The organism is Pseudomonas sp. FP597 (assembly GCF_030687435.1).
GTDB classification, from domain to species: Bacteria; Pseudomonadota; Gammaproteobacteria; order Pseudomonadales; family Pseudomonadaceae; genus Aquipseudomonas; species Aquipseudomonas lactucae.
In genome coordinates, this window is the sequence record NZ_CP117432.1 from 1,623,912 (window position 1) to 1,650,837 (window position 26,926).

Consider the following 26,926-nt stretch of genomic DNA (forward strand, 5'->3'; position numbering starts at 1 on the left):
ATCTGAGTTCAGGCTAAATCGGTATATCGGGTTATAACGATACGTTGGCGGCAGTGCTAGACTGCGCGCCATGAATTATCTCGCACATCTGCACCTGGGCGGCCAACTTCCAGCGCAACTGCTGGGCAGCCTGTATGGCGATTTCGTCAAGGGCCGCCTGCAAGGGCAGTTCAGCCCGCCCATCGAAGCGGCGATCCAGTTGCACCGCGCTATCGATCGCTTTACCGACAGCCACCCGTTGGTGGGCGAGGCGTTGTCGCGCTTCAGCCTGACTCGCCGGCGTTATGCGGGAATTGTCCTCGATGTGTTTTTCGATCACTGCCTGGCGCGGGATTGGGCGCTGTATGCCGACCAGCCGCTGGAGCGCTTTACCGCGCAGGTGTACCGCGTACTGGCGGCCGAACCGCAGCTGCCGGGGCGGCTGGCGCAGATTGCACCGTATATGGCGGCGGACGATTGGCTGGGCTCGTACCGTGAGTTCGCGGTGATGGAGCAGGTGTTGTGGGGGATTTCGCGACGGCTGAGCGACCCCGACGCGCTAGGGTTTGCAATGCGCGAATTGCATGAACTGTACGAACCGTTGAGTGAAGACTTCCGGGTGTTCTACCCCGAGTTGCAGGCATTCGCACAACACCAACTGAATACTGAGATCTAAATGTGGGAGGGGGCTTGCTCCCGCTATCGGGAGCAAGCCCCTCCCACATTTGGAACAGTGTTTAGCTCATGTCAGGCAGCGAAGGCAGGTCGGGCGTCTACCTGCTCAGTCTCCGGCAACGGCCCGAACAACGCCTTCTGCACCGCCTGCTGCGCCTGGAACGCCAGCGCCGCACGTTCCTGCCCGGCGCAGGCAATCGGCTTGAGCACATGGATTTCCACATCGCCCTGATCATTGCCGAACAGGCGCATCAGGTGCGAGAGCAAATCGTCATCGCCAATGAACGGCGCCAACGCATCCACCTGTCCATCGCGCAGGTAACGAATCGCCACCGGTTGCAGCGACACATCCGCATCGATCGCACTGGCCAGCAAGCGACCATGGAAGGTTCGCAGGCTGCGCCCGTCGGTGGTGGTGCCTTCCGGGAACATCAACAGCGGGTGCTGTTGCTCCAGGTGGCGGGTCATCTGCTTGCGGATCAACTGGCTGTCACCGGAACCGCGGCGGATAAACAGGCTGCCGGCCTTGGCCGCCAACCAACCGGCAACCGGCCAGGTACGCACTTCGGCCTTGGACAAAAACGACATCGGCGCCACGGCGCCGAGCAGCGGAATGTCGGTCCAGGACACATGGTTGCTCACCCACAGCATCGGCTGCGTCGGTAGTTCGCCGTGCACCGTCACGCGAAAGGGCAGGGCGTTGGTCAGTCGGGCCATAAAGAACCGCGACCAGCGTTGGCGGCGCACCATCGAGTTGGCCACGCCCAAGCGTTCGAACAGGCCAAACACACTGGCCATGCTCAAGCCCAGCGCCACCACCACCAGCACGCGGGCAATGCGCCCGTACACGCGCAGGCGGCTCATCACATGGCCGCCTTGAAGTGGCGCGCGTAACGCGGGCACAACTCATCGCGCTTGAGCAGGATGAACACGTCGGCGACCTGGAAGTCTTCGTCCCAGCACGGCTCGCCGCAGATCTTCGCGCCCAGGCGCATATAGGCCTTGAGCAGCGGCGGCATCTCGGCGATGACGTTGGACGGCAGGTCCAGCGCCGGCAATGGTTTTTTCGGTTCGGCGCGCAGGTGTTCGTTACACAGGTAGCGTTCGCGCAGGCGCTGCATGATCGCGTGGGCCTGGATGCCGCCGTCGTGCATTGGGATGCTCGCGCAGCCCATCAAATAGCTGTAACCGCCCTGGTTGAGCACTTCGGCCAACTCGCCCCACAACACCGCGATGGTACCGCCGTTGCGGTAAGCCGGGTCGACGCAGGTGCGACCGATCTCCAGGATCGGCCCTTGCAGGTGCAGCAAACCGTGCAGGCTGAATTCTTCTTCGCTATAGAACCGGCCCAGAGTGCTGGCGGCCTGGTGGTCGAGCAAACGGGTGGTGGCGACCAGCCGGCCGCTGTTCAAATCCCGCACGCCGATGTGGCTGCAGTGAACATCATAGTCATCCATGTCCAGGCCAAGTTCCGCGCCTTTCAGCTTGGCGTTGAACTCGCCGCTGAACACGTTGAACCGCAGGGCCTGTGCTTCCTGCAATGCCTGTGCGCCAACCAGGCGTTCGGCTTGCAGACGGCGTTCATTGCCGGTGTCGCTGATGCGGGCGATCTGAGTCATGGCGAATCTCCGAGTGCCAGCCACTGTTCGGCCGGTCGACTTGTTTGTCCAAACTCAGGCTATGGAGCCCCGGTGTCATCTCCATGAAGTTATGGTGACGCTTGGATGACAGCCTCTTTGTCGCCAATCTGTCATGCGTCTGGGCTAGCCTCTCGGGCTTGAATGCCCCCTTGAGTTCGTGTCCATGGTCAGAGGCTTGTTGTGTGTTGCCCTGCTGCTCGTCACCGTTACCGCCCACGCCGACACCTGGCCCGACAAGGACTGGGCCAGGGGCACGCCACTGGCCGGCCCCGCCGTCGACGCCCTCGACACCTACGCTTTCCCTCCACGTGATGACGCCAGCCGCCAAGGCGTCCGCACCGATGCGCTATTGGTGATCCGCGATGGCCAGATCGTTTATGAACGCTACGCCGCGCCCACCACCGTGAGCACGCCGCACCTGACCTGGTCGATCAGCAAAAGCCTGATGGCCACGGTGCTCGGCGTGGCCTACGGCGATAACCGCTTCAAACTCAGCGACCCCGTGGCGCGTTTTTATCCGCCAATGAAACAGCACCCCACGGTGACCATGGCCGACCTGCTGCACTGGGCCTCGGGCCTGGACTGGCAGGAAGACTACGAATACGCGCCGCTGAAATCCTCGGTAGTGGCGATGCTCTATACCCGTGGTCACACCGATATGGCGGAGTTCGCCGCCAGCATGGACACCTTCAGCGCGCCGGGCCAGGCGTTCCGTTACTCCAGTGGCGACAGCAATTTATTGTCCGCCGCGCTCAAGGGCATGCTCGGCCACAAGGCCTACATGAGTTACCCGTGGGATGCGCTGTTCAAACCGCTGGGCATTCACAACGCCACCTGGGAAACCGACGCCGACGAAACCTTCGTCGCCTCGTCATACGCCTACCTCACCGCCCGCGATCTGGCGCGTATCGGCTTGCTGATGGCACGGGACGGACGCTGGGGCGAGCAACAGTTGCTGCCCAAGGAGTGGGTCGCCTTCAACCGCCGGCCGTTCGATCACTACAAAACCGGCCAGGACGAAGCCGTCCCCGGTGGCCATTGGTGGCTCAACACAGGCACCCCAAAGCCTTGGCCCGACGCCCCCGCCGACACCTTCGCCGCCCTCGGTCACTGGGGCCAGGCGCTGTTCGTAATGCCCGCCGAACACCTGGTGATCGTGCGCTACGGCGATGATCGCGACGGCGCTTATCGTCACAACGAACTGCTCAAACGCGTGCTCGCGGCGGTGCAGCCATGATTCGTCGTCGGCCGTTCACCAGCGTGTTTCTGCTGCTGTTGCTCGCCCTGCTCGGCTGGGTGTGGCACGAGCGCGTCAACCTGCAAGCCTTCCCCGACATCATCGCGGCGTACACCGCCAAGGAGTACTGCTCGTGCCGGTACGTGGCGAACAACCCGGCGCAGTATTGCCTGGGGTATGTGAAGCAGTACGTGCCTACCAGTGCGTTCAGGGATAACCCCGAGCGCAGTGAAGTGACGGCGAGTGGGTTGGGGCGTACGCACACGGCGCGGTGGGTGGGGGAGCGGCAGGGGTGTCGCCTGAATCCGTGACACACCACACTTTCCCGCTTCCACATTTGGGTTTGCGCCGTTCGTGACATGCGCTTAAGGTTCGTGCAGGTTTTTTGCCCCACGAGTGTTTATGTTCAACGTCAGACCCCTGGCCTTCGCCCTGCTGGCCGCCGCAGCAGTGCCTGCCCACGCCGACTGGTACCTGGACAACGAGTCCTCACGCCTGTCTTTCGTCACCACCAAAAACACCGAAGTCGCCGAAGTGCAGCGCTTTCTGGTGTTGCACGGCAAGGTCGACAGCAAGGGGGCGGCGCAGTTGGAGGTGGAGCTGGAGTCGGTCAACAGCGGCATCCCGCTGCGTGATGAACGCATGCGCAATACGCTGTTTCAGGTCAAGACCTTCCCGGAAGCGTTGATCAGTGCTCAGATCAACCTGCAACCGATCAACGACCTGGCTCCTGGCGCGCAATTGGAACTGCGCCTGCCGCTTTCAGTGACGCTGCACGGCAAGACCCAGACCTACAGCGCCGAGTTGCTGGCCACGCGCCTGGATGATCGGCGTTTTCAGGTCGTGACGCTGGAACCTTTGGTGTTGCATGCCGAGGATTTCGACCTGGCGCCGGGAGTGGCGGCGTTGCGTGAAGCAGCGGGGCTCAAGTCGATCAGTTTGTCGGTGCCGGTGGGTGCGGTGCTGATTTTCACGGCGCGCTGACGTGGCCGGCGCGGTATTTCCGTGGCGCAGCGCCAACCGGTTCGAGTTGTTGATCGACGGGCCGCGTTTTTTTCCACAGATGCTGCTGGGCATTGCCCGGGCCGAGCGTCAGGTCGATCTGGAGTTGTACCTGGTGGAAGCCGGTGCCTGCGCCGAAGCCATGGTGCAGGCGCTGGTGCAGGCGGCCGAGCGCGGCGTGCGGGTGCGTTGCCTGTTCGATGATTACGGCAGCCTCGCGTTTACCCTCGGGCTGCGCAAGCGCTTGACCGATGTGGGTGTGGAGTTGCGTTTCTACAATCGCCTGAGCTGGCGACGCTGGATGCGCAACCTGTACCGCGACCATCGCAAGCTGTTGTTGGTTGACCAGGGCGTCGCTGTGGTCGGTGGCACCGGCGTCACCGATGAGTTCTGGACACCTGGACAGGACACCGCCGAGTGGCATGAAGTGATGGTGCAGATCAACGGGCCGCTGGTGCTGGACTGGCAGGCGTTGTTCGACCGCCAATGGCACGCCAATGCGGCTCGCCGCGCCTGGAAACCCGCAACCCATTTCGGTTTGCCGCGCCTGCCCAAGGTGCCGGCGACCGGGCCTGGCCTGGGCCGCGTCGCGTATGCCGACGCCGGCCAGCACCGTGACATCCTGCAATCGCTGATCCGCGCCCTCAACAACAGTCAGACGCGGATCTGGTTGGCCACGCCGTACTTCCTGCCGACCTGGAGCGTGCGCCGCGCCTTGCGCCGTGCCGCAGGGCGCGGTGTGGACGTGCGTTTGCTGCTGACTGGCCCGCGTACCGATCACCCATCGGTGCGTTACGCCGGGCACCGCTATTACCCGCGCCTGCTACGTGCAGGCGTGCAGATTTTCGAATATCAGCCGTGCTTCCTGCACCTGAAAATGGTGCTGGTGGATGACTGGGTGAGCATCGGCTCGTGCAATTTCGACCACTGGAATTTGCGCTTCAACCTGGAAGCCAATCTGGAAGCGCTGGACCCTGAGCTTACACAGGCAGTGGTGATGAGTTTTACTGCGGACTTTGCCCAGAGCCAGGTGGTCAGCCTGGAAGCGTGGAAGGCACGGCCAGTGTGGCGGCGGGTGAAGCAGCGGGTGTGGGGATGGGTAGATCGGCTGGTGGTGAACCTGCTGGACCGGCGCGGTTAGCAAGAACACTGAGGTCAAATGTGGGAGGGAGCAAGCCCCGCCCACATTTTTTGACCGCGTCACGCGTTAGAGCAGTTCGAACGTCTGCTGCTGCACATCCTGGGAATCGAGCCCGATCTGTACATTGAACTCACCCGGTTCCGCCGCGTACTTGAGCTGGGTGTTGTAGAACTTCAAGTCTTCTTCGGTGATGGTGAAGTGCAGCGTGCGCTCTTCGCCGGCCTTGAGCATGACTTTCTGAAAGTTCTTCAGCTCCTTGATCGGGCGGATCATCGAGCCGGCCACGTCCTGGATATACAGCTGCACCACGGTTTCGCCGTCGACCTTGCCGGTGTTTTGCACGGTGACGCTGGCGTCGAGCTTGCCGGTCTTGTTCAAGGTGGTGGACGACAGCGCCATGTCCGACAGGCTGAACGTGGTGTAGCTCAGGCCATAACCAAACGGGAACAGGGGCCCGGTGGTGTCATCGAAGTACTGCGAGGTGTAGTTGCCCGGCTTGCCTGGGGTGAACGGTCGGCCGATGGTCAGGTGGTTGTAGTAGGTCGGAATCTGCCCCACGGAGCGTGGGAAGGTGATCGGCAGCTTGCCCGACGGGTTGTAGTCACCGAACAGTACGTCGGCGATGGCGTTGCCGCCTTCGGTGCCGGCGAACCAGGTTTCCAGGATCGCGTCGGCCTGTTGGTTCTCTTCGAGAATCGACAACGGACGGCCGTTCATCAGCACCAGCACCAGCGGTTTGCCGGTGGCCTTGAGGGCCTTGATCAGGTCGCGCTGGCTTTGCGGGATGTTCAGGTCGGTGCGGCTGGAGGACTCGTGGGACATGCCGCGGGACTCGCCCACGGCGGCCACCACGACGTCGGCCTCTTTGGCGGCCTTGACCGCTTCGTCGATCATCACCTGCGGCGCGCGCTTGTCATCCACTACTTCCGGGGCATCGAAGTTGAGGAAGTTGAGGTAGTCGACCACCGCCTTGTCGTTGGTGATGTTGGCGCCACGGGCATAGATGATCTTGCCTTTCTCGCCGATCACCGCGTTCAAACCGTCGAGCAGGGTCACCGACTGCTCGGGTTTACCGGCGGCGGCCCAACTGCCCATCATGTCGATCGGCGCCTTGGCCAGCGGGCCGACCAGGGCGATGGTCGCGGATTTTTTCAGGGGCAGGGTGTTGTGCTGGTTTTTCAGCAGCACCAGGCTGCGGCGCGCAATATCACGCGCATCGGCGCGGTGCAGGCGGCTGTCGGCGTAGGTGTCGGCCGGGTCGTCCTCAGCCTTGCCGATACGCAGGTACGGGTCCTTGAACAGGCCCATGTCGTACTTGGCACCGAGCACTTCACGCACGGCGTTGTCGATGTCACTCTGCTCGATCTCGCCGGACTTGAGCAGCCCCGGCAGTTCCTTGCCGTACAGCGAGTCGTTCATGCTCATGTCGATACCGGCCTTGATCGCCAGCTTGGCGGCTTCGCGCCCGTCCTTGGCCACGCCGTGCTTGATCAGCTCGAAGATCGCGCCATGGTCGCTCACGGCCAGGCCCTTGAAGCCCCAGTCCTTGCGCAGCAGGTCGTTCATCAGCCAGGTGTTGGCGGTGGCGGGCACGCCGTTGATCGAGTTGAGCGCCACCATCACGCCGCCGGAACCGGCCTTGATCGCCGCGTGGTAGGGCGGCAGGTAGTCCTGGTACATCTTGACCGGGCTCATGTCGACCACGTTGTAGTCGCGCCCGCCTTCCACCGCGCCGTACAGGGCGAAGTGCTTGACGCTGGCCATGATGCTGTCGGCGTTCGCGGGGCTCGCGCCCTGGAAGGCCTTGACCATCACTTCGGCAATGCGCGAGACCAGGTAGGTGTCTTCGCCGAAACCTTCGGACGTGCGGCCCCAACGTGGGTCGCGGGAGATGTCGACCATCGGCGCGAAGGTGATGTCGAGGCTGTCGGCGGCGGCTTCCTGGGCGGCAATGCGCCCGGAGCGGCCAATGGCGTCCATGTCCCAGCTGGAAGCCAGGGCCAGGCTGATCGGGAAAATGGTGCGGTGGCCGTGGATCACGTCGTAGGCGAAGAACATCGGGATCTTCAAGCGGCTGCGCATGGCCGCGTCCTGCATCGGACGGTTTTCCGGGCGGGTGATGGAGTTGAATGTGCCACCGATGCGGCCGGCGGCGATTTCCTTGCGGATCAGCTCGCGGGGCATTTCGGGGCCGATGCTGATCAGGCGCAATTGGCCGATCTTTTCATCGAGGGTCATCTGCTTGAGCAGGTCGCTGACGAAGGCGTCCTTGTCTTTAAGCGCAGCAGGCTTTGTTTCTGCCCATACGGGGTGACTGGCCAGAGTGGCAACAAGGCCGAGCAAACACAGCTTTTTCATGAATATCCTTTTTCGGCTCACTGCGCAGCATCCATGGATGCCGTCGGCCAAAATGTGGGGAGCGTCTATTGTTGTTCGGGTGTTGTTCCGATAAATGCAGCACACTCGGAACTCTTATTTGCGCTGGGCATCTTTGTAGCTGATTGGCTCGATGCAATCCAGTGGTGGCGGATTATGCCCCAAGCGCGCGGTTTATAGGGTTAGTCGTCATATTCCATCAAGATTGGGCAGGAGAAACACCATGCAAGCAGCACAGGGTTACCGCTGGGGCTTGAAAGCCGCGGCTTTGCTATTGATCAGCACGGTGCTGAGCGGTTGCGGCATCAACAACATTCCCACCCTGGACGAACAGGCCAAAGCCGCCTGGGGCCAGGTGCAGAACCAGTACCAACGCCGCGCCGACCTGATCCCCAACCTGGTGGAAGTGGTCAAGGGCTACGCCGCGCACGAGCAGGACACCCTCACCGCCGTGATCGAAGCGCGGGCCAAGGCCACGTCGATCCAAGTGGATGCCAGCACCCTCGACAACCCCGAAAAACTCAAGCAGTTCCAGCAAGCCCAGGACGGTTTGAGCGGCGCCCTCAGCCGCTTGATGGTGGTGTCCGAACGCTACCCGGACCTCAAGGCCAACCAGAATTTCCTGGCCCTGCAATCGCAACTGGAAGGCACCGAAAACCGCATCGCCGTGGCCCGTCGCGACTTTATCCAGGCCGTGCAGGCCTACAACACCGAGATCCGCACCTTCCCCGGTCGCCTGTGGCATAGCGTGATGTACAGCGACTTGCCGATCCGCGCGACATTTGAAGTCACCAGCGCCGATGCCGATAAAGCGCCGCAAGTGAAGTTCAAATAAGGCTGCACTGAGGTGTCGATGCGTTTATTACGGATAGGCCTGGCGCTGTGGCTGTTGGCCTGGGTCGGTGCGGCGCAGGCGGCGTTGACCTTCCCGGCGTTGACCGGGCGGGTGGTGGATACCGCCCAGATGATCGATCCGGCGGTGCGCGAGCAACTGACCCAGCAGTTGCAGGCGCTCGAGCAAACCTCGGGTGACCAGATCGTGGTCGTCACCGTGCCCGACCTGCAAGGCACGACCATTGAGGATTACGGTTATCAATTGGGCCGCGCGTGGGGCATTGGCCAGAAGGGCAAGGACAACGGCGCGCTGTTGATCGTCGCCCGCGCCGAGCGCACATTGCGCATCGAAGTCGGCTATGGCCTGGAAGGCGTGCTGACCGACGCGCAGTCCTGGGTGATCATCAACCAGGTCATTGTGCCCAAATTCAAGGCCGGCAATTTCAGCCAGGGCATCAGCGACGGCGTGGCTGCGATGATCCGGGTGGTCGGTGGTGAACCCTTGGCGGTGCCCGCCCATGTGGCGGATGCCAACTTTGCCAGGGATAATCCCGGGCTTTCCATTGGCCTGTTTGTTTTGCTGATCGGCGTGTTGTGGCTGTGTAATCGCATGGGCCTGCCGGTGGGTACGATCCTGCTGGCGATCCTCAGCAGCAGCGGGCGCGGCGGCGGTGGCGGTGGAGGTTTCCGTGGCGGCGGTGGTGGTTTTGGCGGCGGCGGCGCTTCGGGCGGCTGGTGATGACAATAACGAGAAAAGAGCACGTAGAACCATGGCATTACTGACTGAACACGAGCAACGCCAAGTCGCCGAAGCCATCGCCCGGGTCGAGCAACAGACCGATGCCGAACTGGTGACGGTACTGGCCGCGCGTGCCGACGATTACGCCTACATCCCGTTGCTGTGGGCCAGTTTGATCGCGTTGGTGGTGCCGGGGGTGGTGCATTACGTGTCGGGCTACCTGACCATGTACACCCTGTTGTTGGCGCAGTGGGCGACGTTCATCGTGTTGTGCCTGGTGTTTCGGCTGCCCAAGGTCACCACGCGGCTTATCCCCCGCTCGGTGCGCCACTGGCGTGCTTCGAACCTGGCACGCCGACAATTCCTGGAGCAGAACCTGCACCACACAGTCGGCAGCACCGGCGTGCTGATTTTTGTCAGCGAGGCGGAGCGATATGTGGAGATCCTGGTGGATGAGGGCATTTCCACGCGCCTGGATGACAGCAACTGGGATGCCATCGTCAAGGTGTTTACCCAGCAGGTGAAGCAGGGGCAGACGCTGGCGGGGTTTATCAGTTGCATTGAAGCCTGTGGCGAATTGCTCAAGGTGCATGTGCCGGTGACGCAGGCTCGCAATGAGTTGCCCAATCGCCTGGTTATACTCGAATAGCCCAGCCAACGGAGTTCCAAATGTAGGAGGGGGCTTGCTCCCGATAGCAGTGGATCAGTCGATGCATGAGTTGACTGATCCACCGCTATCGGGGGCAAGCCCCCTCCCACATTGGATCTACAGTGGCTTTGGAATTTACCGTTGAGCAAATAACCCCGTGCCCTTAACCCCCATCCGCCCTAAAATGCCCGGCATTCCCAGCCCGAGGCGTTTTTGTTCATGTCTGTCACTGCTCAACCGGATCATCACGCCCAGTTCATCGACCTGCTGAACGCAAGCCTGGCGCAGGACGCCTTTATCAAGCTGGTGCTGGCCAAGTACGTGGGCACGCAAGCCGAGTTGCAACGGCTGATCATCAAGCCGGTCACCGTCAAGGAACAGCCGTGCCTGTCCTTCGTCTACCGCTACAAGACCCGCGACATCACCAAGAATTTGCCCTTGGCCGACGGTGTGGCGGCGATTGCCGAGCTGCTGCCGGCTTCGTTCAAGAACGCGCACCTGCTGTCGCTGACTGATGAAGCGCAGCTGGAATACAGCAAGAAGAACAAAAGCTCGCTGTTCAAAAGTCAGCCGCAGCAACTGCGCGAGGCGCCTTCGGCCGAACATAACCGCGAGAAAAATCGCTTCCTCGACCTGAGCCGGCCGTTCCTCGCCGACCTGGGCGTGACCGACGCCAAACAGGCGTTGATCCCCTCCATGTCGCGCAAGTGGAAGCAGATCAACAAGTTCATCGAAGTGTTCAGCCATGCGCTGACCTCTTCACCGCTCAAGCTCGATCAACCGGTGCGCGTCGCCGATTTTGGGTCGGGCAAGGGCTATCTCACATTTGCGATCCACGACTACCTGCGCAACACCCTCAAGGCCCAAGGCGAAGTCACCGGCGTGGAACTGCGCGAAGACATGGTGACCTTGTGCAACACCGCCGCCGCCCGCCTGGAACATCCGGGACTGGTGTTCAAATGCGGTGACGTGCGCAGTGTGGCGCCCAGCGAGCTGGACGTGATGATCGCCCTGCATGCCTGCGACATCGCTACCGACTATGCGATCCACACCGGCATCCGTTCCGGTGCGTCGATCATCATGTGCTCGCCGTGCTGCCACAAGCAGATCCGCCTGCAGATCCAGAGCCCGGTGCTGCTCAAGCCGATGCTGCAATACGGTCTGCACCTGGGCCAGCAGGCGGAAATGGTCACCGACACTTTACGTGCGCTGTTCCTGGAGGCCTGCGGGTATGAAACCAAGGTGTTCGAGTTCATCTCGTTGGAACACACCAACAAAAACAAGATGATCCTGGCGGTCAAGCGCGCCGAGCCTGTGGATAACGCGCAGTTGCTGGAGAAGATCCAGGCGCTGAAGGCGTTCTACCACATCACCGAACACTGCCTGGAAACCTTGCTGCGCGCGGATGGAATGTTGGGCTGAAGCGGCTCCCTCGCCACGGTAAGCGTCAGAAGAAGCGCGTCACGCTGATCCTGGCGTCACGCCCCTTGGTGTAGGCGCGGTCGCCGCTCAGGGCCGGGCGGAAGTTGTTGTTGAACATATTGTCCAGGGTGAAGTTGACCTCGGTGCCCTTGAGGTAAGCCTGCTGCGGCTTCCATTTGGCGAACAGGCCCTGGGTGTTGTAGCGCTTGTTGCCGTACTGGTCGTAGAACTGGTCGCCGACGCTGGAGCCAGGGCCGCCTGAGTAGTTATCGCTGGGCAGGCGGTCGGTCGCGCCGATGAATTGCCCCATCCAGCCTACCTGGGCATCCCACGCCGGGATGTTTGTGCCCAGCACCAGCACCCATTTGGTGGGCGGAATATCGCGTGCCGAGACATCCGGCCCCCACGGGTTGGTATAGGCGCCTTCGTGCTGGCCTTTGGCATAGGCGTAGGACACCGAGCCGAACAGGTAGGTGGAGTTGTAGAACGACTCGACTTCAAAGCCCTTGATGGTCAGGCCGCCGATGTTGCGATAGTTGGCCATCGCCCCCGGTGGGCACGCAGTGGCAATGGTGCCGCCGTTGACCGCCTGGTTCTGGCAACCTACCCCGGTGGCCTTGAAGATTTCGTCTTCGACCTTGTTGTGAAAGAGCGTCGTGCGTATTTGCAGGTTGTCATCCTGGGTGATCAGCTTGTCGAAGCGGGTGATGTTGCCCACGGTGATCGAGGTGATGCGCTCCGGGTCCAGGCCCACGCTGGTGGCCGTGCGGTTGCCCACGCCTTGCACTTCGTATTGCTCGTCGATCACCGGCGCACGCCAGGTCTGGCTCCAGTTGGCGAACAGCCCGACCTGCGGGGTGACGGTCCAGAACAGCGCCAGGCGTGGCGACCAGCCGGTGTAGGTGCGGTCGCTGTAATCATGGCCGACCGCCGGGTCGGGGTTGCTGTAGTACGGCGCATCGTTGGCTTCGCCACGGTTGCGCACATGGTCGTAGCGAAGCGACGGCGTGACCGTCACGTCGCCCAACGTGACCGCGTCTTGAATGAAGAAACTGTTGGTATCGACCTTGCCATGGGGCATGAAGCCCGGCTGGAAGTGCCCATTGTTGTAGCGCGGCGTGTTGTAGGTGGCGCCGGGCATCCACATTTCGGTTTCACGGATGTGCTTGCGCACCTGCCCGCCGATGGTGAGCGCATGCTGCAAGGGGCCAGTGGCGAACAGGCTGACGTTGCGGATATCGAGGTTTTTGTCGGTGTAGGCGGTGTCCATCCTGCGCCCGCCAGTGGCCAGTTGGAAAAACGCCGTGGCGTCGCGGGCATCGGTCTGGTCGGTGTTGGACTGGGAGTACTTGACGGTCAGGTCCACCAAGGGGTTGTCCAGTGGCTGGTATTCGTACTTGCCCGACCAGGTGGTGTCGACGGTGTCGCGGTGGGCTAAAAATCGCTTGAGCGCGCCTTCGTAGCCATAACGGTCGATGTTGGCCTGGGTGGGGGGTGTCGGGTAGCTGGCCGCGGAAAAGGGTGTCCAGCGGTTACTGTGGGAGCGCGAGTAGGAAAATCCGACGCTGTGTTCATCGGTGAGGTGCGCGTTGATCTTGAACAGTTTGCCGTCCACATCCTGGGCGGTGTTGGGCAGGCGCTGGGGGTTGATCGGGTATTGGTTGTTTTCGTTGGGCAACTTGGCGGCGACTTTCATGTCGCCGCCGTCGCGTTGGGTCAAATAGGCCAGGGCATCGAAACGGCCATCTTCGGTACGGCCATACACGGCGCCGCTGTAGACCTGTTCGTGGTCGTTGCTGGCGTAACCGTACTTGAGCATCGCGCCGCTGTTGCGGCCTTCCTCCAGCAGGTCCGGGGCATCCTTGGTGGTCATGTTGACGGTACCGCCGAAACCGCCATTGCCGGTGAACGGAGAGTTGGGGCCTTTCTCGACTTCGATGCTCTTGATCAGCTCGGGCTCGATAAACACCGTGCCTTGCTGGTAGCGCTCAAAGCCGCTCTTGGTGGCGCCATCGACCGTCAACGGCACGTCTTCGGCATCGCCGAAACCGCGAATATTGATGGTCTGGCCGCCGGGCTTGAGCGAACCGCCCTGGCTGACACCAGGCAGCGTCTGCAACAGGCTGGGGATGTTATTGGCCTGGTAGCGATCGATATCCGCCTGGCTCAGGGTGGAGCGGCCGACGGTGCTGGAGTCGACTTCATTGCCGGTGCCGATCACGCTCAGGGCATCCAGCTGGATCGCGCCACTTTGGGTGGTCTTGGTATCAATGGGTTTTACCACGTAGGTGCTGCCCACCATGACCAGGGTGAACGCGCTGTTTTTCAGCAGGGTGCGAATCGCCACTTGTGCTGTGAAGTCGCCGTCAAGCGCTGGCGCCTGCACGTTGTTGAGCAACGCTTCATCGAACAGCAGCTGGATTTTTGCCTGTTGCGCCACCTGGCTCAGGGACGCGGCCAGCGGCTGGGCGGGCAGTTGCAGGCGCAGCGATTCGGCCTGGGCAGTGAGGCTGAAGGCCAGGCCGGCGGCGATAACGGTCGGTCGGAAAAACAGGTGCGAAACAGGGCAAGGCGCGCGAAACATGAAATCCCCCGGTGCGGCCAAATGGCCAAAAAAGGTGTGCGTATCAAACGCAGACGGGAGGAAGACGGGGCAGCCAAAAAAAACCACACATGCAAATGCAAAATATTCTCATGTGTGGGCTTGGCGGATTATTTGTTCGGCTCAATCCGCAGGATGCCATCGGCCGACGCCACGGTTTTCACCGGCAGCAGGGCGGGCAGGGCATTGAGCAGGGCGTCTGGATCATTCACATCCAGGTTGCCCGAAATCTTCAGGTGCGCCACGGCGTTACTGACCTGCAAGGGCGCCTGGGGCCGGTACAGGCTCAGTTCATCGATCAGGCTGGCCAGTTCGCGGTTGCGAAACGACAGGTGCCCGCTGCGCCAATCCGCCACCTCTTCGGTGGTGAGCGTTTGCTGCTGCACGGTGCCCATGGCATAGCTGTAGCTGGCGCGTTGCCGGGCGCCGAGCAGGGTGACCGGGCTGTTCGCAGCCGGCTCGAAGGCGACCTGGCCGTGAGCGACGCTGACCACCAGTTGCTGCGGGCTGCGCCGCACATCAAACCCGGTGCCGACGACGCGTACGGACGCCTCGCCTGCCTGCACATAAAGCGGTCGTTCTTTATCGGCGGCCACTTCGAGGTACAGCTGGCCCTTGTCCAGGTGCACGATGCGCCGTTGCGCGGTGAAGTCCACGCGCAGACCGGTGTTGGCATTCACATACAAGGTACTGCCATCCGGCAGGGTCAAGGTGCGCATGCCCTTGGCTTGGGCTTCGACCTGTGTGTGATAAGTCTCCAGGGGCGCGCCGATATAGGGCGACAGCACTGCGCACAACAAGGCGGCCGCCACCGCCACCGCCGGGCGCCAGATCGACGGTTTGCGCGCGGGCAGCACAACGGGCTTGTTCAGTTGCTGCAACTGGGCCAGGTCCGCCCACAGTTGCTCGAACTCGGCATAGGCGCGGGCATGGGCAGGCTCGGCCAGCCAGGCGGCAAAGGCCTTGCGGTCGGCACGCCCCGCGTCGTTGCGGTTGCGGGCAAACCAACTGGCGGCTTGGGCATCGATGGCGTCGCTGTCTTCGATATCCAGGGCGTCGGTGTCGCTCAGGCGGTTCATTCTGGCTGCTCCGTGCCGGGTTCGGGTTGAAGGCGTCGCTTGCAGTGCAGCAGGGCAAACGCGATGTGCTTTTCCACCATGCTGGTCGAAATCCCCATGCGCTCGGCGATCTGCGCCTGACTCAGGCCTTCGAAGCGGTGCAGCATAAGGGCTTCTCGCCTGCGCGGCGAGAGTTCGGTGAGGACTTCCTTCAACTGTTCCAAGCGTTGCAGGCGAAGTGCAGCGGCCATGGGCTCGTTTTGCTCCTCGGTGACAGGTTCCGCGTCCCTGTCCGGCTGATCGGAATGAACGGTCTGGCGCACCTTCTGTTTGCGCCAGTGATCACGCAGCAGGTTGCGTGCCATCTGGAACAGGAACGCCCGCGGCTGCTCGACCTTGCTCCGGTCGCCGTAATCCAGCCATTGGGTGAAGACATCCTGGGTCATGTCCGCCGCGTCGCTGGCGTTGTCCGTGCGTTTGCGCAGGAAATACAGAATATCCGTATAAACCCCGCGAACGGCGTCGGCCGACAACGGGTCGGGCTGGGGACGAGACATGGATATCCTTCTTGACGAAGCGCGACTGGGAAAAGTCGCGAATACTATCGAGAATTATTGTCATTTGTCTCTATTTAAAGGATTCACTCGATTTGATCAGCGTTCCACAGGTACTGAGAGTGCCGGATTGCCCAATGGATGCGTGCGTGCTGCAAAGAACTTCAACTCAACGCCCGTGCCATCGAACAACTGCGAATACCGGCGCTTCTGCTGGCGAATAAAGCCATCGCTGCGTCCCGATACCGAGATCGCCAGGGTGTTCACATTGGCTTGGCCAATTGCATCCACCAGGTGTTTATCCTGCGGCCCCAGGTCATGGCCGAAGATGCACAACGCGCCCGCGTGGCTCAGCAATTGCTCATAACAGAACGACAGATAATCCGAACTGCGGATGCTCTTGAGCTTCTCCTCCACCTTGCCTTCACTGACGAACAACGGCACATCGTCCAGGGTCTTGATCGTATTGTTGATCGCGAAACTGCTGAGCAACGTGCTGTCGGTGGAGGGCAATTTTCGCGCGGTGCCGTCGAGGTTGCGCACCAGGTGCAGGCCGCCATGCAGGTAAAGGATACGGGGGGTATCGGTGTGGGTGTTGCGCAGGTCGAAACTGGCATCGGCGCTGCGGAACAGGTCGTCGATACCGCAGGCGTGCAGGATTGCCCAGTAGTTGAGCAGGTCGTAATTGGTGGTGAACACCGTCGCGTAGTGTTTCAACTCTGTGTTGATCGTCGCCAGCGTCGACGGCTGCACCAGGCGCCACGGGATGTGCACGCTGTGGATGGTATTGATCAGGGCTTCCTTGATCGCGTAGTAGCGGTTGCGCGGCGCCGCCGAGCTGACGGCCAGGGCCTTGTTGACCCGGCTGGTGGTTTTCAACGCTCCCAGGGCCTGCTCGAAGCTGCGGGTTTGCAGGGCGTCGAACACGCTGAGCTCGGATTGGCCCAGGGGTTTTTCTTCGACCGTGCGGGCGTTTTCGAACAGTGAGTCGTAGGCAAAGTCTTCCCAAATAGCGCGGCTTGCGCCGTTGCCGATCAGAATCCCGCTGAAGTCGCAGGCAGCGCGCAGTGCGCTCCAGTCTTCAAGGTGGGCGTCAACATCCTGGAAATCCTTCATTGCGGCGGTTCTACTCGAAATCGGCTGGGTGGTGACTTTATCACGAGCCGGCGTTGATCCTGATCAAGATGCCGCAGCCATGTGAGGCCGATGCTGTAGGGCATAAACGTCATCCGAGGATTCGCCATGAGCAGCACCTTCTTCATTCCCGCCGTCAACATCATGGGCACCGACTGCCTCGACGAAGCCATGCTCGCCATTCACAACTATGGCTTTCGCAAGGCGCTGATTGTCACCGATGCCGGCCTGGCCAAGGCGGGCGTGGCCAGTATGATCGCCGAGAAGCTGGCGATGCAGGACATCGATTCGGTAATCTACGACGGCGCCAAGCCCAACCCCAATGTGGAAAACGTCGAGAAAGGCCTGGCACTGTTGCAGCAAAGTGCCTGTGATTTCGTGGTGTCTCTGGGCGGCGGCTCGCCCCATGACTGCGCCAAGGGCATCGCCCTGTGCGCCACCAACGGCGGACGTATCGGCGACTACGAAGGCGTCGACCAATCGGCCAAGCCGCAACTGCCGCTGGTGGCCATCAACACCACCGCCGGCACCGCCAGCGAGATGACGCGCTTTTGCATCATCACCGACGAAACCCGCCACGTAAAAATGGCCATCGTCGACCGCAACGTCACCCCTTTACTGTCGGTCAACGACCCGTCGCTGATGGTCGGCATGCCCAAGGGGCTCACCGCCGCGACCGGCATGGACGCCCTCACTCACGCCATCGAAGCTTACGTGTCCACGGCCGCTACGCCGATCACCGACGCCTGCGCCATCAAGGCCATCGAGCTGATCAGCGCCAACCTGCGCCTGGCCGTACGCGACGGCAGCGACAAGGCCGCGCGGGAAAACATGGCCTATGCGCAATTCCTCGCCGGCATGGCCTTCAACAATGCCTCCCTGGGATTCGTGCACGCCATGGCGCACCAGTTGGGCGGCTTCTATGACCTGCCCCACGGCGTGTGCAATGCGGTGTTGCTGCCCCATGTACAAAGCTTCAATGCCAGCGTTTGCGCCAAACGTTTGAGCGATGTAGGCCGTGCGTTGGGCACCGATACTCGCGGTATTACCGATGAAGAGGGTGCCCAGGCCGCCATCGCCGCGATCCGCAGCCTGGCTCTGGACGTGGACATTCCGGCCGGCTTGCGCGACCTGGGGGCCAAGTTGCAGGACATCCCACTGCTGGCCAGTAATGCGCTGAAGGATGCCTGCGGTTTGACCAACCCACGCCGTGCGGACCAGCGCCAGATCGAGGAGATTTTCCGCAGCGCGTTTTGATAGGGGCAGCCTTGAGCCGCAAGCGTTAAGCTACAAGTTGATTTGCACTTGAGCTTCAAGCTTGCGGGTTGCCGCTGAGGTCCCTTATGAGAGTTCTGTTATTCGGCGCCACCGGCATGGTCGGCCAGGGTGTTCTGCGTGAATGCCTGCTGGCCGCCGACGTTCAGGAAGTCGTCGCCGTTGGCCGCACACCGTTGACCCAGGAACACGGCAAGTTGCACCAGGTGCTGCACAGCGACATGCTGGATTTCCAACCGCTGGAAAACCTGCTGCAGGGTTTCGACGCGTGCTTCTTTTGCCTCGGTGTTTCTTCGGCGGGTATGAACGAGGTCAAGTACACCCACCTCACGTATGACCTGACGCTGGTTGCCGCCAGCACGCTGGTGCGGCTTAACCCGCAGATGACGTTTATCTACGTGTCCGGCGCCGGTACGGACAGTTCCGAAATGGGCAAGTCGATGTGGGCACGGGTCAAGGGCAAGACCGAGAACGCGTTGCTGCGCCTCCCGTTCAAGGCGGTGTATCTGTTCCGGCCGGGAGTGATCCAGCCGTTGCATGGCGTACGCTCGAAGACGCCGTTGTACCAGTGGTTCTACAGCGCGCTCGGGCCGTTGCTGTCGCTGGTGCGTCGGGTAAAACCGGGCTGGGTGGTGAGCACCGAAACGGTCGGCCGTGCGATGTTGGCGGCGGTGCGTCATGGCGCGCCGCAACCGCTGGTGGAGCAGGCCCAGATTCATCGCCTGGCCAGCGAGCGGCACTGAGGTTGCACAAACACAGCTTGATCAGCCGGCCGCAGGGTGTTTACACGTCTCGATAGACGCTACCAGGATGAGGGCGGTTGGCGACGGGTGTGGAAAATCCGCATTACTTGCAATCGCCCCTCTCGAATTCTGTAGGGGACGATGTATGGCCAGCGAGGCACCACCCATTCGCGCGTCCCAGGTACTCGACCCTCCTTCCCCATCGCTGGGAACTTCGCGACGTATTCAAGGCCACTCAAAATCGCCTGGACAAACTCATGGGCGGCTTTGGGGTTTTCTTCGGCGATGTAAGCCGCTTCATCGTCAAGGTTTCTAAGGGCAGCCCTCAGCCACTCAACCTGCATTGTTGCGCCATTTGTCGGCGACAGCTTTTACCTCGGCAGCTGTTGCGAAGTCACCCGCATCAGCTTCTTTCAGTGCTTTTTGAATCTCTTCGATTTGCCACGCTTCACGTGTCAAGTATTCGCGTAGCGCATCAACAGCAAGAAAGGATTTGCTGCGTCCGGTAGCCTTGGCGAGACTGGCAAGTGTGTGGGCAATGTCTTCGGGTATGCGTAGAGACATAACGGACATATGAACCTCAACGTAGTGATCTGTAGTGCAACATACTACCTTGTCGCCACAGCAACGGTTTGCCCCGTTCGTCAGGGCCTTTCTAATACGGAATCTTTATGTTTTCTGGCCTCAATCACCTGACCCTGGCAGTCACCGACGTGCCTCGTAGCGTCAGCTTCTACCATGACCTGCTGCAACTGCGGCTCGATGCCACCTGGGACAACGGGGCCTACCTGTCATTGCCAGGGCTGTGGCTATGTTTGTCGCTGGATCCACTGCGTGACTCGATGCCAACGGCTGATTACACCCATTATGCGTTTACCGCGGGTGCAGGCGATTTCGCTGCGCTGGTTGAGCGCCTGCGGGGCGCCGATGTGCAGGAGTGGCGCGACAACCGCAGCGAAGGCGCGTCGTTCTATTTTCTCGATCCCGATGGTCATAAGCTCGAAGCCCATGTCGGCGACCTAGCGTCACGCCTGCAAGCCTGTCGCGTCAAGCCGTATGCCGGCATGAAGTTGTACCCATAGTTCCGGAACAGGCAGCATCCCTCTACCTGGCAACCTCTGTCAGAGTTGCGCCCATGCCCAATTGCTCGGTCTGTTTGGCAGCAAACCCGCCTGAGGAGTCGATGACCGTTCGTCGTACTGGCAAGTTTTTTCTAAACCTTTAGCGTCCTGAAAATTCGAATTCAGGGCGGGGTGTGTTCCCCCGCGCCAATTTTTGCCCTGGAGGAACCCATCATGAGCCGCATGGCTATCCGGTTACGCACCGCCAGCTTCGCGATGCTGCTGGGCCTCGGCGCCAGCAATGCTTTCGCCCAGTCGCCTGCTGAATTCATCGAGCAGGCCTCGGCCAAAGGCATGGCCGATATCGAAACCAGTCGCATGGCCCACGCCAAGACCTCATCCAAGGAAATCAAGGACTACACCATCGAGGTGATCAACGAGCGCACCCTGGCCAACCAGCACTTGGCGGCCATCGCCAAGAAGCTCGACCTGCCTGTGGCCCCGCGCGAAAAGATCGTCGACAAGGCCGAAACGCTGATGCCTGAACTCAAGGACGGCGACTCCTTTGACGCGGCCTACACCGCGCAACAGGTCAAGGAAAACGAAGACGCCATCGCGCTGTTCAAGCAGGAAGGCGCGGCGTCGGACGTTCCGGAAATAAAGGCCCTGGTGGATGAGACCCTGCCCAAGCTGGAGGAGCGCCTGCAGAAGGCGCGTGCCTTGGCATCGACCTACGGTAAAGGTCATCAAGGCGACGGTTGATTCCTACGTGCAAATACAAAACGGCGGTTGGAGCCTCTCCAACCGCCGTTTTTTTACGCCTGGTTCAGGTCGGTCTTGGCGGGCGTCGCGTCGTTGCCGTTAACACTCAACGTGTCGGTCTTGCCAATTTCACGGTATTCCTCACGCAGTTTTTCCAGGGTCTTGCGGTCCAGGCCGTCGAGGCTCAGCACTGCGTTCTGGGCATCCTTGGTGACGCGCAGCAGCTCGTCGATCTTGATGTGCAGAATGTCGTTATCGCGGTTCTGTGTGTTCTGGATCAGGAACACCATGAGGAAGGTGATGATGGTGGTCGAGGTGTTGATGATCAGCTGCCAGGTGTCGTTGTATTGAAAATACGGCCCGCTCAGGCTCCACGCCAGAATCAACCCCACCGCCGTGTAGAACGTCCGGGGGCTGCCCGCCCAGCGCGACAGCTTTTGTGAGACTGCGGAGAATTTCATGACCGGTTTCCTCAAAAGTGGGTGATGAAAATACTGACCGCAGTCCTGTGCTGAAATTTCTTTTTACAAATAGCCGGCTCACGAACGCTGTAGTTTTTTCTCCAGGTTTTTCGGAGCGGGCCTACGGCGCCTCGATCGTGGCCGGCGCAACACTGGGCTTTTGGCTGGATATCCTCCGTGACTGCTACCGCCACCTGCGATCTGACCACGCTCTACCACCAGACCGAAGATCAGTTCTTTTCCACGACTTGCCCACTGCAGCGTCGTTATTGTGCTCGCGTCATTAGCTATTTCACCGATGAGTACGCGGCCCCTTGGAACTTGTTACTGGTGCGTGTGGGTAGAGCCTGTCGTGATGATGCAAGGGTTGCGACGTTGGACCAGATTCGCCGTACCTTGCTGCCGGTCCAGGTAGTGGTTCATGAGGAAAATGCCGAGCAGTGGGGCGCGCTGCTGATTGGGGCCGGTTTCCAGGCTGCCGAAAAGACCACTGCGATGGTTTTGGAACTGTCGCGCTTTGTTCCGTGCGTGAGCGAGTGCTGTTCGCAGATAAGCCTGACTCGAAACTTGGATGACTGGGCAGCCCCCCTGGGCAGTGCGTTCTCGATACTCCCGGAGGGGGTCAAGCACTATCAGGCCCGGCACCAGCGAGCCTTGGACGCCGGTCAATCGCTTTACCATTTCACCTTGTCCATGGCGGGACAGGTGATGTCTTGCCTGACGTTGTCGATAAGCGATGCGGGCGCCAGGCTCAATGATGTGGGAACGATGGCCGGATACCGTGGAAAAGGCTATGGCACTCGATTGATTCAAGCGGCGCTGCTTCACGCCTCCAGGCTGGGCGCCCAACGCTGCTTTCTGGAGGCGTCAGAGAAGGGCTGCTCGCTCTACCGCACGTTGGGTTTTGAGCCTTTGTTCGATTACCAGTCGTTTACTCGTGGTCCGATCGCAGGTGCATGATCAGAAGGGCAGTTTTACTTGGCCGCGATCTTCGTGCGTTAACAGATACTGCTTGGCCTCAAGCCCTCCGGCAAATCCGGTCAAGGTACCCGAGGCCCCTATGACCCGATGGCAAGGTGCAATGATCGAGATTGGATTGCGCCCATTGGCGGCGCCGACTGCACGCACGGCTTTGGGGTTGCCGATCTGCCGGGCGATCTGGCTGTAGCTGCGGGTTTCGCCAAACGGGATGGTTAGCAGGGCTTGCCAGACTTGCTTCTGAAAATCGGTACCGGCGAAGTCCAGTTCCAGCTCGAACCGGTTGCGTGTGCCAGCGAAGTATTCATTCAATTGGCGCTGCGCTTCCAGCAGTACCGGGCTGTCGTTGGCTTCGTGCAGTGGGCCCAGGCGTACGCGGTTGGCGCGTTCTGTTTCCCACAGGATGGCGCAAAGTTTGCCATCGCGCGCCACTAGCGTGAGTTGGCCGACGGGGGAGGGCATGAGCGTGTATTCGCAGGACATGGGTGGCTCCTCAAAAGGCAGGTGCAAAAGGTAATGTCGCCACTGTAGTTGCATTCTCTCGGTCGGAAACTACGTTTCTTGCGATCAAATTCCCTTTGGACTTAGAAATTCCAGTGAATCCAACTGGCGAGAGGCGGGTACCAATAAAGCCACGAAATATAATAAAGACCCATCGGCAGTGACGCCGTCCCTATCATGCCAAACGAGACCATATTGAGCGCTGTGGTAAGCGAAGCCAACCAACACACGCGGCGGCTTGCGTGATGCCACGCAAACCAGGCGCCATACGCCGATGCCGCAATGGATCCCGGTGCCAGCAAAAGTCCCAGCGGGTACGGCAGCCTCACCAATGCGACCAGAAACGGTAAAACCAGTACCCAACCCACCACCTGGCGCAGTATGGGTTTTGGCGTGTGTTGTCCAGGTTCGAGCATTGCTATAGTCCCGTTCTGTGGGCTGATGAGCCGGCATTATCGGGGTACCGGCTGTTTGCCGCTGTAGGACTTTGCTGACGAGGTGTTACCGATCCTGTTGCAATACCTTGAGCGCCGCCGACGCCAGAAAACCCGAGCGGCTTTTTTCTTCAGGGTGGTGCAGCACGTATTCATCGATGCGGTTCAACAGATAGCCCGGCAGGGTGATGTTGAGTTTCTGCGCCTTGCCCAGGTACTTGGTGACATCGATGTCGACGACCGCCCAGGTGCAGCCGGCATAGTGCGGGTTGGCGGCATGCACGGTGACTTTTTGCGCGCCTGGAATCGGCGCGCCGTCTTCCGCAAGGATCTCGAAGTGCCCTTCGATCGCTTCACGGGCCATGGCCATGGCGTCGTCAAGATCGTCGCCAGCCGAGTAGCAGCCCGGTATATCCGGGACTTCCACGCCCCAGGCGTGGTCTGCGTCGCCGGTTGAAATTGCGATGGGATACAGCATAAGCGTTGTCCTCCAGGGACGATTAACTCAACAGAGCCTGTTTCAAAATGCTCTTGGCGGTCTTGTCCAACAGGTCCTTTTTGGGATGGGGAACCGTGACCAGCCCCGGTTTGGTCGGGTGCTTGAAATGATGGTGACTGCCGCGGGTGCGTACCAGGTACCAGCCGTCTGCAACGATGTGACCTATCTAATATCGACTATCCACAACACCTCCTTGTGGTGTGTGGTGGTGGAGACTATAACCACTGAAAATAAAATATCAACACTCTACCTACCAGCGGTCGATGCCTGATGTTTCGGTGAGCGCTGAATGAAGTGTATGAGCCAAAGGAAAGGGCGTCGGGGAGAGGTGTTGCGAGGTTTTGCGCCAGGAGCGAATGCTTTGCCTATTGTCAAAATTTGCAGCGGGAATGGGGCGCGCGCGAGTGGTTTTGAAGCTTGCGACATTGCCTACGCAACCATCAGAATCGCCCGAGTTGTGCGCTTTGAGCGACCTCTTTAAGGTTCGCCAGCCGCTGCCCATCAGCGGTCGGGTTTAGTAGCCCGATGAAAAAATAATCTGGCGTACGGCTGTCCTTACTGTCAGGCACTTTCATGCCTGTGCTTATTGGTAGCTGTGCGCAGGGCGCTCTCGGGCGCGCCGGTTTTCGGATTGTTTTTCCCGGTCTACTAACCTGCGTACAGCTGCCACCCTTACCCCTTGGGTGGTGGTCCCTAACGAGGATCAACAGATGTGTACTGATTCATGTAATCCATCCGTAAAACTGTTCAGCGTCCGTCCCGAGGTCAACACCGAATCGTTGCTCGCCAATGCCTACGAAACCATCGCGGGTGCTGGCGCGATGACCAACGAGTTCGCCGAAAGCCTGCCTTCCCAACATCGCTATCTGGCTCTGGCTATTCAACAGATGATTGAGCTGGGTCTGATGCTGGTCGAAGCGGCGCAGGACCGCGTGGACCGAGCCGCCTAAGTCACGCGAACACCGCAACAGGCTTGCCTTCCCAGGCCGCCCATACCGAGGGGGAGGGGAGCCGATACGCACGGATATTAAAAGGGCGCCGCCAGCGAAAACGGAATGCGCAACGCACCGATAGCCCCGTCACGCACACCGCACATTTCGTCATGCACGCACTGCTGCACCAACACACAGGGAAACGCTGGAACGCGCTGCAACAGGTCGCGTAGATGAGTGCTGGAGCGCAGACGCAGGGTCTTGCCGTTATCATCCAGCAGAGTCTTTTCGCCGTGCTCAAACTTCACCCGCGCAATATAGAAACCGCCCTCCAGCGACAGCAGTTGCAACTCTTGTATTTCGCCTTTTTCAGCCAGTTCGCTCAACGTCTGCAAATTCATGTTTCACCCTCGCTTCGCACGTTATTGGCGACGAAAGAACAACGTGACCTGACCCCATTCCACGCCGAACTTGGACATGCTCGAACGGTTGATCATCGTGTCCTCGTCCATCAGGTACATCCAGTCGTCGAAGCTCACCTCGTACACCGAGCCATCCACCGGCAGGTTCAGACGATAGCGCCAACGCAGCGCATTCCCGGCCACCTCGCCGCGGGCTTCGCCGACCACATCACCCGCCCGTCCGCGCCAGCGCCCCGGGCCATCGGGGGTGAGCGTCCACACACGTTGCTGGCGCGTGCCGTCGCTGTACAGGAAGCGTTCGTCGAGAATCAGCGCGTTACCTTCGCGTCGGCTGGCAATCTCCACCTCGAAGCGCTTGGCCACTTCTCCCGAGCGCTTCTCGAAGATGCCCCAGGCCTTGACGGGTTTGCTGAAGAAGCGCTCCAGGTCCAATGTCGGTCGCTGGTCGGCATAGTGTTCCACCCCAACGCCTGTGCAATTGCACAGGCTGAGTAGCAGCAACAGTGAAACCAGAAGACGTGGCATGGCCGGGCTCCTCGATCACACGCGACGGGGTGCCGGTGCTCAAGGCTTGATGGTTGTACAAAAATATAATTTTGTATAGGTTTCGCTCCGAAAAACCGGGCAAATGGTCTGAACCCAAATTTCGCCCATAAAAAAACCGACCATCAGGTCGGTTTTTTTGTGCATCCCCGTCAAGAAAATCAAGACGCGAAAGCGAAATGGAGTGGAGCGGGTAGAGGGAATCGAACCCTCAACTAAAGCTTGGGAAGCTTTCGTTTTGCCACTAAACTATACCCGCTCAGAGCGGCTGACTTTGTACCAGATGTTCGCCAGGATTTGAAGTTTTTCTTTGAAAATGTGCAGGTTGCGGCGAAGGCGCTCGCGCCGTTGCTCCCTCGCCACATCCCCTTTCACATCGCAAACGCATGCTGCGTCTGGCCTTGGCTGTAGCGCAATCGGCTGACCTGCCGCTCTGACTTCAAGAAGCCCACCACCGCGTCCCGACTGTCCCGACACGCCGCCTTGTGCTCCATATCCAGAAAATGCCCCGTCGCCGCTATGGTGCTGAAGCTGCTGTTGGCCACATGCTGGCCAAACAACTTGGCGTCCTGAGCGCTGGTGTATTCGTCCCATTCGCCGTTAAGGAACAGCACCGGAATGTCGATGGCCTTGGCCGCCTTCAGATAGCACAGCCGATCGCTGTTGAGCACTTGGCTGATATGGAAGTGCATCTGCCCGTATTCGTGCTCGGCCAGGCTGCTCACATGCTTGTAATTGAAGCGCTTGAACAGCGAAGGCAGGTGCTTGCCGATGGTGCTGTTGACCAAGTGGCCGACGCGGTCGCGGTCGAGGTTGCCGAGGTAATCGACGCCCCGCTCCAAGTAGTCGCGCATGGGCGCATTGATCACTGGCGAGAACGAGCTGATCACGGCCTTCTCCACACGTCGCGGGCGCTGGGCGAGTGCGATCAGGGTGGCGGCGCCGCCCCAGGAGAACGACAGCACGTGTTCGGCGGCGAAGTGGTCGATCAGCTCCAGGAGGACCTGGCCTTCGACTTCTTTCGTCAGCATGTGCTCGTGACGGTTGTGGATTTTGGAGCGACCGGCGTAGGGCTGGTCATACAAAACCACATTGAACTGCGGGTGCAGGCTTTTCACGGTTTGGGCGAAGGAGGCCGTGGTGGCCATCGAGCCGTTGACCAGGATGATGGTCTTGGCCGCTGCGTCCGCGCGATAGAACTCCGTGTAAACCCGATACTGACCCTGTATATCCAACACAGCGATTTCTGGCCTCATGTCGTAAGACTCCTGGC

Annotated in this window: 31 protein-coding genes and 1 tRNA gene; 15 read left to right on the forward strand and 17 right to left on the reverse strand. The window is 60.5% G+C overall.

Annotated features, from left to right (window positions below):
* Positions 1-70 precede the first annotated feature (70 nt).
* The gene (locus PSH66_RS07445) at positions 71-655 is read left to right on the forward strand and encodes an ACP phosphodiesterase (protein WP_305428651.1); all 585 of its coding nucleotides are present in this window, start codon (positions 71-73) and stop codon (positions 653-655) included.
* Positions 656-726: 71 nt separating this feature from the next.
* Here the strand turns inward: PSH66_RS07445 and PSH66_RS07450 are convergent, their stop codons facing one another.
* A complete protein-coding gene (locus tag PSH66_RS07450) occupies positions 727-1,518 on the reverse strand; it encodes a lysophospholipid acyltransferase family protein (protein WP_141064239.1) in 792 nt (263 codons plus the stop codon).
* Positions 1,518-2,273: an L-ornithine N(alpha)-acyltransferase gene (gene olsB, locus PSH66_RS07455; RefSeq protein ID WP_003172415.1), complete on the reverse strand. Its 756-nt coding sequence runs from the start codon at positions 2,271-2,273 to the stop codon at positions 1,518-1,520. The genes PSH66_RS07450 and olsB overlap by 1 nt, the downstream gene beginning before the upstream one ends.
* 184 nt (positions 2,274-2,457) lie before the next feature.
* On the opposite strand from olsB, the gene PSH66_RS07460 reads away from it, so the two are divergent.
* The 4 genes from PSH66_RS07460 to PSH66_RS07475 all read left to right on the forward strand — a co-directional run bounded on the left by PSH66_RS07460 (position 2,458) and on the right by PSH66_RS07475 (position 5,674).
* Positions 2,458-3,531 (forward strand): serine hydrolase, encoded by a 1,074-nt coding sequence (locus PSH66_RS07460; RefSeq protein WP_003172418.1) that lies wholly within the window; start codon positions 2,458-2,460, stop codon positions 3,529-3,531.
* Positions 3,528-3,842, forward strand: a complete 315-nt coding sequence (locus PSH66_RS07465) for an amidase (protein WP_305428652.1) — start codon at positions 3,528-3,530, stop codon at positions 3,840-3,842. The genes PSH66_RS07460 and PSH66_RS07465 overlap by 4 nt, the downstream gene beginning before the upstream one ends.
* Before the next feature lie 91 nt (positions 3,843-3,933).
* Positions 3,934-4,515, forward strand: coding sequence for a YceI family protein (locus PSH66_RS07470; protein ID WP_305428653.1), 582 nt, complete (start codon positions 3,934-3,936; stop codon positions 4,513-4,515).
* 1 nt (position 4,516) lies between these two features.
* On the forward strand, positions 4,517-5,674 hold the full coding sequence (locus PSH66_RS07475; protein ID WP_141064236.1) for a phosphatidylserine/phosphatidylglycerophosphate/cardiolipin synthase family protein: 1,158 nt from the start codon (positions 4,517-4,519) through the stop codon (positions 5,672-5,674).
* A 66-nt stretch (positions 5,675-5,740) separates the two neighbouring features.
* Here the strand turns inward: PSH66_RS07475 and bglX are convergent, their stop codons facing one another.
* Positions 5,741-8,032: a beta-glucosidase BglX gene (bglX, locus tag PSH66_RS07480; RefSeq protein ID WP_141064235.1), complete on the reverse strand. Its 2,292-nt coding sequence runs from the start codon at positions 8,030-8,032 to the stop codon at positions 5,741-5,743.
* A 241-nt stretch (positions 8,033-8,273) separates the two neighbouring features.
* Between bglX and PSH66_RS07485 the strand changes: the two genes are divergently transcribed.
* From PSH66_RS07485 to PSH66_RS07500, 4 genes are all read left to right on the forward strand, one after another.
* On the forward strand, positions 8,274-8,885 hold the full coding sequence (locus PSH66_RS07485) for a LemA family protein (protein ID WP_305428654.1): 612 nt from the start codon (positions 8,274-8,276) through the stop codon (positions 8,883-8,885).
* A gap of 18 nt (positions 8,886-8,903) precedes the next feature.
* On the forward strand, positions 8,904-9,623 hold the full coding sequence (locus PSH66_RS07490; protein ID WP_141064234.1) for a YgcG family protein: 720 nt from the start codon (positions 8,904-8,906) through the stop codon (positions 9,621-9,623).
* A 31-nt stretch (positions 9,624-9,654) separates the two neighbouring features.
* Complete coding sequence (locus tag PSH66_RS07495; RefSeq protein WP_305428655.1) at positions 9,655-10,272, forward strand: TPM domain-containing protein; 618 nt, start codon at positions 9,655-9,657, stop codon at positions 10,270-10,272.
* A 219-nt stretch (positions 10,273-10,491) separates the two neighbouring features.
* On the forward strand, positions 10,492-11,694 hold the full coding sequence (locus tag PSH66_RS07500; protein WP_305428656.1) for an SAM-dependent methyltransferase: 1,203 nt from the start codon (positions 10,492-10,494) through the stop codon (positions 11,692-11,694).
* Positions 11,695-11,719: 25 nt separating this feature from the next.
* Here the strand turns inward: PSH66_RS07500 and PSH66_RS07505 are convergent, their stop codons facing one another.
* From PSH66_RS07505 to PSH66_RS07520, 4 genes are all read right to left on the reverse strand, one after another.
* Positions 11,720-14,278 carry a TonB-dependent receptor gene (locus PSH66_RS07505; RefSeq protein WP_305428657.1) on the reverse strand — a complete coding sequence of 853 codons (2,559 nt, stop codon included), beginning with the start codon at positions 14,276-14,278 and terminating at the stop codon, positions 11,720-11,722.
* 128 nt (positions 14,279-14,406) lie between these two features.
* Entirely contained in the window at positions 14,407-15,375 is a 969-nt protein-coding gene (locus PSH66_RS07510) for a FecR domain-containing protein (protein ID WP_305428658.1), read from the reverse strand.
* Entirely contained in the window at positions 15,372-15,911 is a 540-nt protein-coding gene (locus tag PSH66_RS07515; protein WP_003172439.1) for an RNA polymerase sigma factor, read from the reverse strand. Before PSH66_RS07515 ends, PSH66_RS07510 begins: the two co-directional genes overlap by 4 nt.
* A 96-nt stretch (positions 15,912-16,007) precedes the next feature.
* Positions 16,008-17,024 (reverse strand): DUF4917 family protein, encoded by a 1,017-nt coding sequence (locus tag PSH66_RS07520; RefSeq protein WP_305428659.1) that lies wholly within the window; start codon positions 17,022-17,024, stop codon positions 16,008-16,010.
* Between the two features lie 126 nt (positions 17,025-17,150).
* Between PSH66_RS07520 and yiaY the strand changes: the two genes are divergently transcribed.
* Together yiaY and PSH66_RS07530 are read left to right on the forward strand one after the other, a co-directional pair.
* Positions 17,151-18,299, forward strand: coding sequence for an L-threonine dehydrogenase (yiaY, locus tag PSH66_RS07525; RefSeq protein WP_003172442.1), 1,149 nt, complete (start codon positions 17,151-17,153; stop codon positions 18,297-18,299).
* Positions 18,300-18,385: 86 nt separating this feature from the next.
* A complete protein-coding gene (locus PSH66_RS07530; RefSeq protein WP_305428660.1) occupies positions 18,386-19,060 on the forward strand; it encodes an NAD(P)H-binding protein in 675 nt (224 codons plus the stop codon).
* A gap of 59 nt (positions 19,061-19,119) precedes the next feature.
* On the opposite strand, the gene PSH66_RS07535 is transcribed toward PSH66_RS07530, so the two are convergent.
* Both PSH66_RS07535 and PSH66_RS07540 read right to left on the reverse strand, forming a co-directional pair.
* The gene (locus PSH66_RS07535) at positions 19,120-19,404 is read right to left on the reverse strand and encodes a type II toxin-antitoxin system RelE/ParE family toxin (protein WP_042944318.1); all 285 of its coding nucleotides are present in this window, start codon (positions 19,402-19,404) and stop codon (positions 19,120-19,122) included.
* A complete protein-coding gene (locus PSH66_RS07540; protein WP_003172444.1) occupies positions 19,394-19,633 on the reverse strand; it encodes a CopG family ribbon-helix-helix protein in 240 nt (79 codons plus the stop codon). The genes PSH66_RS07535 and PSH66_RS07540 overlap by 11 nt, the downstream gene beginning before the upstream one ends.
* 98 nt (positions 19,634-19,731) lie before the next feature.
* On the opposite strand from PSH66_RS07540, the gene fos reads away from it, so the two are divergent.
* Together fos and PSH66_RS07550 are read left to right on the forward strand one after the other, a co-directional pair.
* The gene (gene fos / locus PSH66_RS07545) at positions 19,732-20,142 is read left to right on the forward strand and encodes a fosfomycin resistance glutathione transferase (protein ID WP_305428661.1); all 411 of its coding nucleotides are present in this window, start codon (positions 19,732-19,734) and stop codon (positions 20,140-20,142) included.
* A gap of 213 nt (positions 20,143-20,355) precedes the next feature.
* Positions 20,356-20,883 (forward strand): DUF4142 domain-containing protein, encoded by a 528-nt coding sequence (locus PSH66_RS07550; protein ID WP_042944321.1) that lies wholly within the window; start codon positions 20,356-20,358, stop codon positions 20,881-20,883.
* Between the two features lie 53 nt (positions 20,884-20,936).
* Here the strand turns inward: PSH66_RS07550 and PSH66_RS07555 are convergent, their stop codons facing one another.
* The gene (locus tag PSH66_RS07555; RefSeq protein WP_141064228.1) at positions 20,937-21,344 is read right to left on the reverse strand and encodes a low affinity iron permease family protein; all 408 of its coding nucleotides are present in this window, start codon (positions 21,342-21,344) and stop codon (positions 20,937-20,939) included.
* Positions 21,345-21,521: 177 nt separating this feature from the next.
* Here PSH66_RS07555 and PSH66_RS07560 point away from each other — a divergent pair, with 177 nt between their 5' ends.
* Positions 21,522-22,304 carry a GNAT family N-acetyltransferase gene (locus PSH66_RS07560; RefSeq protein WP_003172449.1) on the forward strand — a complete coding sequence of 261 codons (783 nt, stop codon included), beginning with the start codon at positions 21,522-21,524 and terminating at the stop codon, positions 22,302-22,304.
* Here the strand turns inward: PSH66_RS07560 and PSH66_RS07565 are convergent, their stop codons facing one another.
* The 3 genes from PSH66_RS07565 to PSH66_RS07580 form a co-directional block, all read right to left on the reverse strand.
* The gene (locus PSH66_RS07565; protein ID WP_003172450.1) at positions 22,305-22,805 is read right to left on the reverse strand and encodes a methylated-DNA--[protein]-cysteine S-methyltransferase; all 501 of its coding nucleotides are present in this window, start codon (positions 22,803-22,805) and stop codon (positions 22,305-22,307) included. It lies immediately after the preceding gene.
* 519 nt (positions 22,806-23,324) lie between these two features.
* A complete protein-coding gene (locus tag PSH66_RS07575) occupies positions 23,325-23,735 on the reverse strand; it encodes a type II toxin-antitoxin system HicB family antitoxin (protein ID WP_003172451.1) in 411 nt (136 codons plus the stop codon).
* Positions 23,736-23,757: 22 nt separating this feature from the next.
* Positions 23,758-23,922, reverse strand: a complete 165-nt coding sequence (locus PSH66_RS07580; protein WP_305429585.1) for a type II toxin-antitoxin system HicA family toxin — start codon at positions 23,920-23,922, stop codon at positions 23,758-23,760.
* Positions 23,923-24,466: 544 nt separating this feature from the next.
* Between PSH66_RS07580 and PSH66_RS07585 the strand changes: the two genes are divergently transcribed.
* Complete coding sequence (locus tag PSH66_RS07585; RefSeq protein WP_003172454.1) at positions 24,467-24,706, forward strand: DUF6124 family protein; 240 nt, start codon at positions 24,467-24,469, stop codon at positions 24,704-24,706.
* Positions 24,707-24,783: 77 nt separating this feature from the next.
* On the opposite strand, the gene PSH66_RS07590 is transcribed toward PSH66_RS07585, so the two are convergent.
* The 4 genes from PSH66_RS07590 to PSH66_RS07605 form a co-directional block, all read right to left on the reverse strand.
* Positions 24,784-25,089, reverse strand: coding sequence for a DUF6482 family protein (locus tag PSH66_RS07590; RefSeq protein ID WP_305428663.1), 306 nt, complete (start codon positions 25,087-25,089; stop codon positions 24,784-24,786).
* Between the two features lie 21 nt (positions 25,090-25,110).
* Positions 25,111-25,635 carry a DUF3833 domain-containing protein gene (locus tag PSH66_RS07595; protein ID WP_003172456.1) on the reverse strand — a complete coding sequence of 175 codons (525 nt, stop codon included), beginning with the start codon at positions 25,633-25,635 and terminating at the stop codon, positions 25,111-25,113.
* 203 nt (positions 25,636-25,838) lie between these two features.
* Positions 25,839-25,912: transfer RNA gene (locus PSH66_RS07600), tRNA-Gly, on the reverse strand.
* Positions 25,913-26,024: 112 nt separating this feature from the next.
* Positions 26,025-26,909 carry an alpha/beta fold hydrolase gene (locus PSH66_RS07605; RefSeq protein WP_078823598.1) on the reverse strand — a complete coding sequence of 295 codons (885 nt, stop codon included), beginning with the start codon at positions 26,907-26,909 and terminating at the stop codon, positions 26,025-26,027.
* Positions 26,910-26,926 lie beyond the last annotated feature (17 nt).